Here is a 12,182-nt window from a genome sequence, read left to right on the forward strand (position 1 = left end):
GTTGTTTCTGAGTAGCATTCCTTAAGGTATTAATATTATGGAGTTTCTCCATCATCGTCGCTCTAACTTTTGGTTCAATTTTTAGACCCCGATCCTCTAAGGACAAAATGAAAGAGGTGATATCTTTTGTATAAAATTTTCCATCTATTTGGCCTAATTTTTTCTCTCCATGGTCCTGTTCAACCTTAAGTTTTTTAAAAACAGGTTCTCCATGGTTATTACCAATCTTAAGTTTATTTAAAATAGATTTTTTTTGTTTATCCTTATTCTGTGGCTTTAAAATGTTTTCTAGTTTTACTACTTTATTTGATAGTTGCTGCAAATAAGTCAAATTACCAGAATAAACCGCCAATCCATTTACATATGGATTGACATCGCGTGGAACTAACTCTGTAGTAGAGATGCGATTCGGATCCTTACCATGTTTTTTTTCTTCTTTGATGTCATCTTTAATCCACAGCTCAGTCTTCCATGGATCCCTATCAAATTGAAGTTTCACACTCATTAAATTTTCTTTCATTTTTACGAGAATACGTTCTTGACGTTTGGTCGTATCAAGGACTGTCTCAAATTCACTGCTGAAGATTTTTAATCGTTTGGTAAGTACTTCTTTACTTAAACAAGCTACCAACGGAGTTTTTTCTTTTAGCGATAAGTCACCTTTTAAATTTAGTTCAAATGGATGAGGGGCATGAAGATTAATATTGACGAAAGCTTGCAAGACTTCATCAGTAAACATCCCATCTCTTTTCATAAATGCAAGCTGCGCTTCCCCGTATTCATACCCTATACTTTTAAATTTTTTGCTTGGTTTTACGTTTTCTAATTTAAATTCTCCTCGAAGTTTCTTAATACGTTGTTCAAGTACCATCATTTTCAATGCATTGTCAAAATATTTATTTGTCAACTGATGAAATTTCTCTGCATCTTTGATCAGTTCTAACCTTAAGTCGCGATTTTGTAGCTTCTTCTGATCTTTGACTAATTTTCCTTTTAAACCCTCAATTTTTTTCAACAATGTTTTTTGGTCTTTATGTAATGTCTCGAATTCCTCATATAAGTTTTCTTTTAATTTTATACTTAATCTTTTAGAATCCTCATATATAAGTACATTTTCTTTTTCCTTTTCCATTTTTCTCCTCTTTTCTTTTATTTTATTTTTTCCCCAACCATTTATTCAAAGAGCTGACTAACCACAAGCCAAAATTCTTTCATGGAAAGTCAGCTCTTACTTTTTCAAACCTTAAGGTAAAATATTTCCTGCTGCTTGATACAAGGCATACCAGTCTTCTCTTGAAAGTTCAATTGTAGAAGCACGGGCGATTTCTGCAATTCGCGAAAGATTCATCGTTCCGGCAATCACTTGCATTGATGCTGGATGTCTCAGTATCCATGCAGAAGATAAACCAGTTGGTGTTGTATGATATTTTTCAGCTAACTCTGCTAATTTCTGGTTCAATTCCGGAAATTTTTCATTCCCAATAAATACACCTTCAAAAAAACCATACTGATAGGGCGACCACGCTTGGATCGTCATCTCGTGTAATCGAGAATAATCCAGCACACTTCCATCACGATCAATACTTGCTTGATCTGTCATATTGACATGGATTCCTTGATCGATCATACCAGAATGTTTCAAGCCAAATTGTAATTGATTCGCTACTAACGGTTGTTTGACGTATTTTTTCAACAACTCGATCTGCATTGGTTTTTGGTTGCTAACACCAAAATAACGAACTTTTCCTGATTGCTCCAATTCATCAAACGCAGCTGCAACTTCTTCCGGCTCCACTAAAGTGTCCGGTCGATGAAGTAATAGTGCATCCACATAATCCATTTTCAAACGACTCAAACTGTTTTCTACTGATTCAATGATATGTTTTTTTGAAAAATCAAACATAACACCTGGTACGATTCCACATTTCGTTTGAATAAACAAATCTTCTCGTTGCAATGACGTTTTTGCCAAGGCTTCTGAAAAGATTGTCTCACACTCTCCTTGACCATAAATATCTGCATGATCAAAGAAATTGATGCCATTTTCGAATGCTGTGTCAATCACTTGTTCAGGCTTTTCAGCGCCATTTATGCGCATACAACCTAAAACGACTGCTGACACGAGTTGGTCAGAAGTTCCTAATTTAATTTGTTTCATCTACCCCCACCCTTTCTTATCTCCATCGATTTTACCATATCTCATATGAAAAGGCTTCACAAAAAGATAAAACTATTTTTCTTTTTCACAAAAAAATAGTTTTATCTCTACATTAATGTTCTATTTATTTAAGAGAGCTTTTGTACCAATATCCATACGGTAAAAGGTGTGGTCCGTTTTCTTGTCTTTCAGAGTCTTGTAAATCTTTCCCTGCGCTTCTTCTATCGTTTCGCCAAAAGCTTCAATCAGATAGAGGCGGCCTCCAGATCCTACTAATCTTCCCTTATCATCTTTTACACCTGCATAGCATAATGAAAGATCATCCTCTGAAAAATTCGGAATCTCCATTCCTGTCTGATAGTCATGTGGATAGCCTTCTGCTGCCACAACGACACCTACACGATATCCCTGTGTTTCCCATGTCAAATCCACCGATTTTCCTTGTAGCAAATCATTGATTACTTGTGCTAAATCATTCTTCAGGCGTGGTAGAACAACTTGTGTTTCAGGATCACCAAAGCGTGCATTGAATTCAATCACTTTTGGTCCTTGGGGTGTGGCGATCATTCCAGCATATAAAATACCAGTAAACGGACGCCCTAATTCTTTCATCCCTTTCGCCGCCGGTTTCAGCACATTCTCAATAGCTTCTTCAATCATCGTTTCAGGGATTTGTGGAACAGGTGTGTAAGCACCCATCCCCCCAGTATTAGGCCCTTCATCCCCGTTATAAGCACGTTTATGATCTTGAGAAATCACCATTGGATAAACATTTTCATCACGAACAAAAGCAAGTAAAGAAAACTCTTCTCCATTTAAGAATTCCTCGATCACTACTCGTTGACCACTCGCTCCAAAACGGTCTTTTTCCAACATTTCAAAAGTTGCTCCAATCGCTTCTTGAACACTCATCGCAACAACTACACCCTTACCTGCAGCTAAGCCATCTGCTTTGACAACGATCGGTGCTCCTTTTTGTTCGATATAAGTTTTCGCCTGAGAAAAATCCGTAAAGGTTTGGGATTCAGCTGTAGGAATATTGAATTGAGCCATTAAATCTTTTGCAAAGCTTTTTGATCCTTCGATTAAAGCAGCATCTTTCGTCGGTCCAAAAATCGATAACCCAGCTGCCATGAAGTCATCAACAATCCCATTTAATAAAGGTATTTCTGGCCCAACAAAGGTCCAAGCAACACCTTCTTCTTTTGCAAACGCAATAAGTTTACGATGATCCGTTTCCATAATCTCAACGGGCTGGATTGCATCTTTTTTCATCCCAGGATTTCCAGGGGCACAATACACTGTTTCTACAAGTGGGCTTTCTAGTAATTTTTTGGCGATTGCATGTTCTCGGCCACCAGAACCGATAAGTAGTACTTTCATCCTTTTTTTGCTCCTTTTAATGTCTGAAATGGCGCACTCCAGTGAATACCATGGCAATGCCGTATTTATTTGCCATATCAATAGAGTCTTGGTCTTTGATGCTTCCTCCAGGTTGAATAATTGCTTTTATCCCATATTTTGCAGCGTATTCGACCGAATCATCCATTGGAAAATACGCATCACTTGCTAAAACCGCATCTTTCGCTTTGTCTTCTGCTTGTTCGATCGCAATTTTCACCGATCCCACACGATTCATTTGCCCCGCACCAATCCCAACCGTTTGGTGTTGATTTGCTAGAACGATCGCATTGGATTTGACATGCTTCACTGCTTTCCACGCAAAAGCTAATGCTATCTTTTCGCCTTCTGTTGGTTGCCGGTCAGTCACAACTGTCCAGTCTTCTGACATTTCCATTGTTTCATCCTCTTGTTGAACCAATAAACCACCTAAAACGGATACTACTTCCTCGGTGTATTTGAGGGAATCATTAAAATCAAGAGTCAATAAACGAATATTCTTTTTTGTTTGCAGTATCGCTAATGCTTCTTGACTGAAACTTGGCGCAATGATGATTTCTAAAAATAAGCGGTGCATTTCTTCCGCAGTTTCTAGATCTACTTCTCGATTCAAGACGATGATACCACCAAAAATAGAAACAGGATCTGCTTCAAAAGCCGCTTTCCAAGCAGAGTAAATCGACTCTCCACTCCCAATGCCACAAGGATTCATATGTTTCAAAGCAACAACAGTCGGTTCTGAAAATTCTCTCATGATCCGTAAGGCTGCATCGGCATCACGAATATTGTTGTACGAGAGCTCTTTTCCATGTAACTGTTTGGCACAAGCAATCGAATAGCTTTGAGGAAGAGCTGATTGGTAAAACGCTGCTTCTTGATGGCTATTTTCACCATAACGCAAGTCCTGTTTTCGTACGTATGTTAGCGTCAAATTTTCTGGTTCTTTTTCTCCCACCGCATCAGTGAGGTATTGCGCAATCAATGCATCATAAGCAGCGGTATGGCGAAATACTTTTGCCGCCAGTTTTTTGCGTGTCTCAAGGGTTGTCTGGCCAATTTCAGCCATTTCAGCCAAAACAAGATCATAGTCAGCTGGATCAACAATCGCTGTGACAAAAGCATGATTTTTCGCTGCACTGCGGAGCATACTAGGTCCACCGATGTCAATCTGTTCAATGGCTTGGTCCTGGGTTGTATCTGGGTTCAGGATCGTCTCTCTAAATGGGTAAAGATTCACACATACGAAATCAATCGGATGAATTTCCTCCTCTGCCATGGCCTTCATATGACTGGGGAGGTCACGACGTCCTAATAGACCTCCGTGGATCTTGGGATGTAAAGTCTTTACACGGCCATCCATCATTTCTGGAAAACCAGTTACTTCATCAATTGACAGTGTCTTAACACCTGCTTCATCTAAGACTTTTTTTGTTCCTCCTGTTGAAATAATCTCAACCCCTGATTCAATTAGCCCTTGTGCAAAGTCAACGATTCCTGTTTTATCTGAAACACTTAGTAATGCTCTTGTCATTGTGTACTATCCCCCATATTAATCAATTCTACAATTGCTTCTGGAAATATTCGATGTTCGATTCGATGGATCTTCTCCTCTAAAGTCACCAATGTATCTTGCGGCTCTATCTCTACTTTTTCTTGTCGAATAATTGGACCCGTATCTACACCACTATCCACATAATGAACGGTGACCCCAGTTTCTTTTACCCTTGCTTCAAACGCATCTCTGATCCCATGTAAACCTGGAAAATCAGGAAGAAGCGAAGGGTGGATATTGATAATCTTATTTTCATAAGCCGTTAACAATTCTTTTCCAATGATTCGTAAATAACCTGCCAAAACAATCAAATCAATCTGATGATTCGCCAGCTCCTCCAATATCGCTTGTTCATAAAGCACTTTTGATGCAAACTCTTTTGGTGAAAAACAAGTTGCTTTAATTCCAAGTTTTTCTGCTCGTTGCAAAACAAAAGCATCGGGTCGATCACAAAATAGCCAGTCTATCGTTGCAGGTACTTCATTTTCTTTAAAGTATTCTACTAACGCTTGGAAATTACTACCATTCCCTGAAGCAAAGACCGCAATTCTCATTTTTCTTCCTCAATAAACGTTACTTTTTTACTAGCGAAAGGAACAACTTGACCAATCTGATACACTTTTTCTCCTAATGCTTCGATCTTCTCAACCACTTCTGCGACTTGATCTGAAGCTACAGCAACGACCATGCCGATCCCCATATTAAAAATTTCATACATTTCCTTGTGTGGGATTTTTCCATATTTCTCTAAGGCATCAAAAACTGGTAGAATAGGCCAAGAACCTAGTTGAATATTAGCTGCTGTTTCTTTCGGTAGCATCCGAGGAATGTTTTCGATAAAACCGCCTCCTGTAATATGGGCTGCCCCTTTGATTTTTCCTTCTTTGATCAACGGAAGTAAGGAATGCACATAGATTTTCGTTGGTTCTAACAAAATATCAACTAATGGTTCTGTGAAGTTTTCAAGTGTATCCGTTAAAGAAAAGTGGTTTTGTTCAAAGAAAATCTTGCGAACTAAGGAATAACCATTCGAATGAATCCCACTAGAAGGTAGTCCTAAAAGTACATCATCCACATTGATCGTTTCTCCAGTAATCAACTGAGATTTTTCAATGATCCCTACTGCAAAACCTGCTAAATCATAATCTTCCCCTTGATACATTCCTGGCATCTCTGCCGTCTCGCCACCAATCAAAGCCACATTCGCAAGCACGCATCCATTTGCTACACCAGCAACTACTTTTTCTAAACGTGCTGGTTCATTCTTTCCAGTTGCTAGATAATCTAAAAAGTATAACGGCTCTGCTCCTTGGGCCAAAATATCATTGACACACATTGCCACACAATCGATCCCGATTGTAGCGTGTTGATCCGCTTCAATAGCTACAGCTAGTTTTGTCCCGACACCGTCCGTCCCTGATACCAAAACAGGCTCCTTCAGCTGAAATCCGCTCAAGTCAAAACAACCACCAAAGCCACCTAATGCGCCCATCACGCCTAAACGTTCTGTTTTCTTCACATGCTTTTTGATACGTTCGACTACTTCATAGCCAGCTTCCACATTTACACCAGCTTTTGCATAAGCATTACCCATTTTCTACTTCCCTTCTTCATTTCTATTCCTCCACTAAAAGAATGAGACTTTTTCCTTTAGTGATTCGCGATATTTTTCTTCATAATCATATAATGGTGTTGGATAATCCCCATTAAAGTACGCCATACATAATCCTGAATAAGGAGCATTTTCTTTCAAACCAATGGCTTCAATCAAGCCATCTTCACTCAAAAATTCTAATGAATCTGCTTCAATGCATGTTCTAATTTCTTCCACCGTATGATTGGCAGCAATCAGTTCTTTTCTCGTTTGAATATCGATGCCATAAAAACAAGGATATTTTAATGGTGGTGAAGCAATACGCACGTGGACTTCTTTCGCTCCTGCTTCTTTCAAAAGCCGAACGATTCTACGGCTCGTCGTTCCTCGTACGATCGAATCATCGACCATGACTACTTTCTTTCCTTCTACCACCCCACGAACAGCCGAAAGCTTCATTCGAACTCCTTGTTCTCTTAATTCAGGAGTGGGTTGGATAAACGTGCGAGCAATATACTGATTTTTCACTAAGCCGATTTCATAAGGAATTCCACTAGCTTCAGCATACCCACTTGCTGCCGATAAAGAAGAATTAGGTACACCCACAACGATATCTGCTTCAATTGGCGCTTCCTTAGCTAATCTTCTTCCCATATTTTTACGAGCTGTATGAACATTTACACCAGCAATATCAGAATCAGGTCGCGCAAAGTAAATAAATTCCATGGAACAGATAGCCAACTGCGTATCTGTTGTGTATTGTTCGATCGTATACCCATTATCATCAATGATGACAAGTTCTCCAGGGTGCACATCTTGAACAAAACGAGCGCCAATCCCTTCTAATGCACATGTTTCGGAAGTCACCACGTAAGCACCATTTTTCATTTGTCCGATCGCTAACGGACGAAATCCATTTGGATCTAAAGCTGCGATCATTGCATCTTCCGTCAGTAACAGATATGCAAATCCACCTTTTACTTCATTCAAAGCCGCTTTGAGTTTAGCTAAGAAAGTCGTTTCGTAACTTCGCCGAATCAAATGCATCAAAATTTCTGTATCAGAATTGGAGTGAAAAATTGCTCCGTCTTTTTCTAATTCCGTTCTTAACGAACGAGCATTTGTCAAATTTCCATTGTGCGCCAAACCAATTGATTGATCATAAAACTTAAATAGAAAAGGTTGTATATTGTCCACACTGCCATTTCCCGCTGTTGCATAACGCACATGCCCAATGGCAGCTTGTCCAGTCAGTCGGGCCAGTTTCCTAGGATCTTTAAACACTTCAGAGAGCAAGCCAAGATCTCGATGACCCAATAATCTACCCGAGTCATTTGAAACGATCCCAGCTCCTTCTTGCCCACGATGTTGCAAACTATGCAAACCAAAATAGGTGATATTTGCTGCTTCAGGATGTCCCCAAATACCAAAAACACCACATTCTTCATTGATACTTCTTACTTCATAAGACATGCAAGTGCTTCCTCCCAGCTTTTTTTCGCTGTTTGTGTTTCTAAATCGATCTTTTTATCGATTGTTTGTATCTGGATTCTCGAATCTGTAACCTGACCTAGTCTGATCGCCCGATCCCCAACAAATTGTTCAAATTCCGTTTGTTTTTCCTTAGCAACTGTTAAAACAAAACGTGACTGAGTTTCTGAGAACAAAAGCGCTACTGGTAAATCAATTTCTACTGTTATGCCTAATTCTTTGGTAAATGTTGCTTCAGCTAAGGCCACAGCGAGACCACCTTCTGCACAATCATGGGCACTTTGGATCCATCCTTGTTTGATTGCTTGTAAAACCAACTCTTGATTCGCTTTTTCAACAGCCAGGTCAAAATGTTCGATTCTCCCTTCAATTTTCCCTAATTGCATTTTTTGCAATTCACTACCATTAAAATCGTTAAATGTTGCCCCCACGAGATAAATCAGATCCCCTACCTGCTTAAATTCTTGCGTGGTAATGTAAGCATGATCTTCAATCAAACCGACCATTCCGATTACTGGGGTTGGGTAGATGGCTTGGCCATCTGTTTCGTTATAAAGTGACACATTTCCAGAAATCACTGGCGTTTCTAACATTTCACAGGCTTTAGCAATCCCATCTGCAGAATGAGATAATTCCCAGAACACTTCTGGTTTATCGGGTGAACCATAATTCAAACAATCCGTAATAGCTAAGGGCTTCCCTCCACTAGCAATAATATTTCTTGCTGCTTCCGCTACTGCTATCTGCCCTCCTACTTCTGGATCAAGATAAATATAACGAGCATTACAATCTGTGGTCATAGCCAGTGCTTTCTTTGTTCCACGGATACGTAAGACCGCAGCATCGCTTCCAGGTAGCACCACTGTATTCGTTTGAACTTGTGAATCGTAAGTTTCATAAATTACACGTTTTGAAGCAATGGTCGGTTGTGCTAACAAGTCAAGCAAGACTTGATTTGGGTCTACAACCAGAGGATGGTATTGGTCCATTTCTCGAAACTTTTTCATTCTTTCAGGTTCAGTCATGGCTTTATGATAGATGGGTGCTTCTTCTGCTAAAGCATCTACAGGCAGATTAGCAACCTCAACGCCATGATGATACAAACGATACTGACCATCATCTGTCACTTTTCCGATCGTTACTGCATCAAGTTCATATTTGTTGAATAGTTCTTGCACTTGTTCTTCTGCCCCTGCTTTGACACAAATCAGCATACGTTCTTGCGATTCCGAAAGCATCATCTCGTAAGGAGTCATAGCCGTTTCCCGTTGTGGCACGTCATCAAGTGTCAAGACTAGTCCTGATCCAGCTTTTGAAGCCATCTCGGAACTGGAAGAAACTAACCCTGCCGCCCCCATATCTTGAATACCCACCAAGATATCTGCGTGCTCTAAAATCAGTTCTAAACACGCTTCAAGAAGTAATTTTTCCATGAAAGGATCTCCTACTTGGACAGCTGAACGTTGTTGCTCTTCTTCTTGGCTGAATTCCTCAGAAGCAAAGGTAGCACCATGGATCCCATCACGTCCAGTCTTAGCTCCTACATACATGATCGAGTTACCAACCCCAGAAGCTTGTCCCTTTTGGATATCTTGGTGATCAATCAGGCCCACACACATCGCATTGACCAATGGATTACCTTCATAACATGGATCAAATGCAATCTCTCCACCAACCGTTGGAATACCGATACAATTACCATACCCGCCAATCCCTGCCACTACTTCTTCCAGCAAGTATTTTGTCCGATGGTTATCTAACTCGCCAAATCTTAAAGAGTCTAGTAATGCAATAGGTCGAGCACCCATACTAAAAATATCGCGTATAATACCACCAACACCTGTTGCTGCTCCTTCATATGGTTCAACCGCTGATGGATGATTATGGCTTTCCGCTTTGAAAACAACCGCTTGGCCATCTCCTATATCAACGATACCTGCTCCTTCACCTGGGCCTTGTAAAACATTTGGACCACTAGTTGGAAATTTTTTTAAGACCGGTTTGGAATTTTTATAAGAACAATGTTCGCTCCACATGACAGAAAAAAGGCCAGTTTCTGTATAATTGGGCATCCTTCCCAAAATATCTTCTTCAATCATCCGGTATTCTTCTTCTGTCAAACCCCATTGTGTATAGATCTTTTGTTCTTTGATTTCTAATGCGGTTGGTTCATTGATTGTTCTCATTTACACAGACACCTTTCCAAAATTCTTTAGCATGGAAGCAAAAAAACGTCGACCATCATTTGACCCTAGCAATTTTTCCATCGCACGTTCTGGGTGAGGCATCATCCCCAAAACATTTCCTGCTCGATTGGTGATCCCAGCAATCCGTTCCACACTGCCATTGACATTTTCCTCTTCGTATGTAAATACGATTTGGTTGTTTTCTTTCAATTCCTGTAACGTCTCTTCATCACAAAAATAATTCCCTTCTCCATGAGCCACTGGAAGTTGGATGATTTCATCCATCTCATATTCAGAAGTGAATGCTGTTTGATTGTTGACTTTTAGCGCTACTGATTTACAAATAAATTGTAAGGAATCATTCTTTCTCAAGACTCCAGGCAAAAGGCCTGCTTCTGTCAACACTTGAAATCCATTGCATGTTCCAAAAACAGGTTTTCCTTCATTAGCAAAACGAATGACTTCATCCATAATGGAAGAAAAACGAGCAATGGCACCACATCTTAAATAATCACCATAAGAAAACCCTCCAGGAAGCAATACGCCATCAAACCCTTCAAGTGATGTTTCATCATAACGGACATATGCTGCTTGGGCGCCCATGACATCACGAATCGCCCACAAAAGATCTGCATCGCAATTTGAACCAGGAAAAACGATCACAGCAAATTTCATGTTATGCTTCCTCCATTTGCATGATTTCATAACGGTAAGTTTCCATATTGACGTTTGCTAATAATTGATCGCAGATTGCTTCAATCGTTTCTTCCACTGCCTCTTCGCCAGCAGAAACTTGAATCTCGAAATACTTGCCGATTCTAATCTCTTCAATACTGTGATAGCCTAAATGATGAACCGCCTTTTTCACAGCTTCTCCTTGTGGATCTAGTACTGAATCTTTATAAGTGACATAGACTTTTACAAAATACATCAATCTGATTCTCCTTTTTATATGATGATTAATCGGTTTAAACGATTTAATACTTCTTGGTATACAGGGATCATATCCCCAATTTTTCTACGATAGACATCTTTATCCATGTGAGCTTGTGTATCTAGATCCCACAAACGACAAGTATCAGGCGAAATCTCATCCGCCAATTGGATCGCTCCAGAAGGTGTGCGACCAAATTCCAGTTTAAAATCGATTAATTGCAAGCCAACTTGATGAAATAATTTAATCAATTTCTCATTGATCAGTAATGCCTGTTTTTTTAATTCAGCAATTTCCTCCAGTGATGCAAGCTCTAAATAAACGATATGTTCCTCATTGATAAAAGGATCATCCAATTCATCTTTTTTATAATAAAATTCAAGAATAGGAAATTTTAGTTTTTCTCCTTCCTCCACTCCTAGACGCTTTGAAAAGCTTCCCGCCGAAAAGTTTCTAACAACCACTTCAAGAGGAATCATTTCTAGCCATCTTACCAATTGTTCGGTTTTTGATATTTTTTTGATAAAATGATTTTGAATCCCATGATGAGATAAATAACTAAAAATCACACTTGTGATTTGATTGTTCAATTCAGCCTTCCCCTTCATTGAGTCTTTCATTCCACCATTTAACGCAGTAACTTGATCCATATATTCTACCCATAGGACCATTCCTTCAGAAGTTCCATATATTTTCTTAGCTTTCCCTTCGTAGAGCAAACGACCTTTTTCCATTACAACGTCTCCTTATTATACTTACATTATAACAACCAGCCATATATTTCGTCCGTGTTTTCACTTATGATTCTAACAATTATTTTTACCAAAATCAATATAATTATGTACATTGATAGTTATAACCCCCGA

At 39.4% G+C, this 12,182-nt stretch carries 11 protein-coding genes; all 11 read right to left on the bottom strand.

Annotated elements, in window-relative coordinates; translation table 11 throughout:
- Window positions 1–1,132 (bottom strand): hypothetical protein (locus A5844_RS01365; RefSeq protein WP_179190513.1); only part of this gene is annotated, 1,132 nt, incomplete at its 3' end.
- A 111-nt stretch (window positions 1,133–1,243) separates the two neighbouring features.
- Window positions 1,244–2,158 carry an aldo/keto reductase gene (locus A5844_RS01370; RefSeq protein WP_086283270.1) on the bottom strand — a complete coding sequence of 305 codons (915 nt, stop codon included), beginning with the start codon at window positions 2,156–2,158 and terminating at the stop codon, window positions 1,244–1,246.
- 120 nt (window positions 2,159–2,278) lie between these two features.
- Entirely contained in the window at window positions 2,279–3,541 is a 1,263-nt protein-coding gene (gene purD, locus A5844_RS01375; RefSeq protein WP_086283271.1) for a phosphoribosylamine--glycine ligase, read from the bottom strand.
- A gap of 16 nt (window positions 3,542–3,557) precedes the next feature.
- On the bottom strand, window positions 3,558–5,090 hold the full coding sequence (gene purH / locus A5844_RS01380) for a bifunctional phosphoribosylaminoimidazolecarboxamide formyltransferase/IMP cyclohydrolase (RefSeq protein WP_086283272.1): 1,533 nt from the start codon (window positions 5,088–5,090) through the stop codon (window positions 3,558–3,560).
- Window positions 5,087–5,665 carry a phosphoribosylglycinamide formyltransferase gene (purN, locus tag A5844_RS01385; protein ID WP_086283273.1) on the bottom strand — a complete coding sequence of 193 codons (579 nt, stop codon included), beginning with the start codon at window positions 5,663–5,665 and terminating at the stop codon, window positions 5,087–5,089. Before purN ends, purH begins: the two co-directional genes overlap by 4 nt.
- Complete coding sequence (gene purM / locus A5844_RS01390; protein ID WP_086283274.1) at window positions 5,662–6,705, bottom strand: phosphoribosylformylglycinamidine cyclo-ligase; 1,044 nt, start codon at window positions 6,703–6,705, stop codon at window positions 5,662–5,664. Before purM ends, purN begins: the two co-directional genes overlap by 4 nt.
- A gap of 33 nt (window positions 6,706–6,738) precedes the next feature.
- Entirely contained in the window at window positions 6,739–8,178 is a 1,440-nt protein-coding gene (gene purF, locus A5844_RS01395) for an amidophosphoribosyltransferase (RefSeq protein WP_086283275.1), read from the bottom strand.
- Window positions 8,163–10,382: a phosphoribosylformylglycinamidine synthase subunit PurL gene (gene purL, locus A5844_RS01400; RefSeq protein WP_086283276.1), complete on the bottom strand. Its 2,220-nt coding sequence runs from the start codon at window positions 10,380–10,382 to the stop codon at window positions 8,163–8,165. The genes purF and purL overlap by 16 nt, the downstream gene beginning before the upstream one ends.
- Window positions 10,383–11,057, bottom strand: a complete 675-nt coding sequence (purQ, locus tag A5844_RS01405; protein WP_086283277.1) for a phosphoribosylformylglycinamidine synthase subunit PurQ — start codon at window positions 11,055–11,057, stop codon at window positions 10,383–10,385.
- Between the two features lies 1 nt (window position 11,058).
- Entirely contained in the window at window positions 11,059–11,313 is a 255-nt protein-coding gene (gene purS / locus A5844_RS01410; protein ID WP_086283278.1) for a phosphoribosylformylglycinamidine synthase subunit PurS, read from the bottom strand.
- Window positions 11,314–11,330: 17 nt separating this feature from the next.
- Window positions 11,331–12,050 carry a phosphoribosylaminoimidazolesuccinocarboxamide synthase gene (gene purC, locus A5844_RS01415; RefSeq protein ID WP_086283279.1) on the bottom strand — a complete coding sequence of 240 codons (720 nt, stop codon included), beginning with the start codon at window positions 12,048–12,050 and terminating at the stop codon, window positions 11,331–11,333.
- Between the last annotated feature and the right edge of the window lie 132 nt (window positions 12,051–12,182).

Source organism: Candidatus Enterococcus wittei (assembly GCF_002140175.1).
Classification (GTDB): domain Bacteria; phylum Bacillota; class Bacilli; order Lactobacillales; family Enterococcaceae; genus Enterococcus_B; species Enterococcus_B wittei.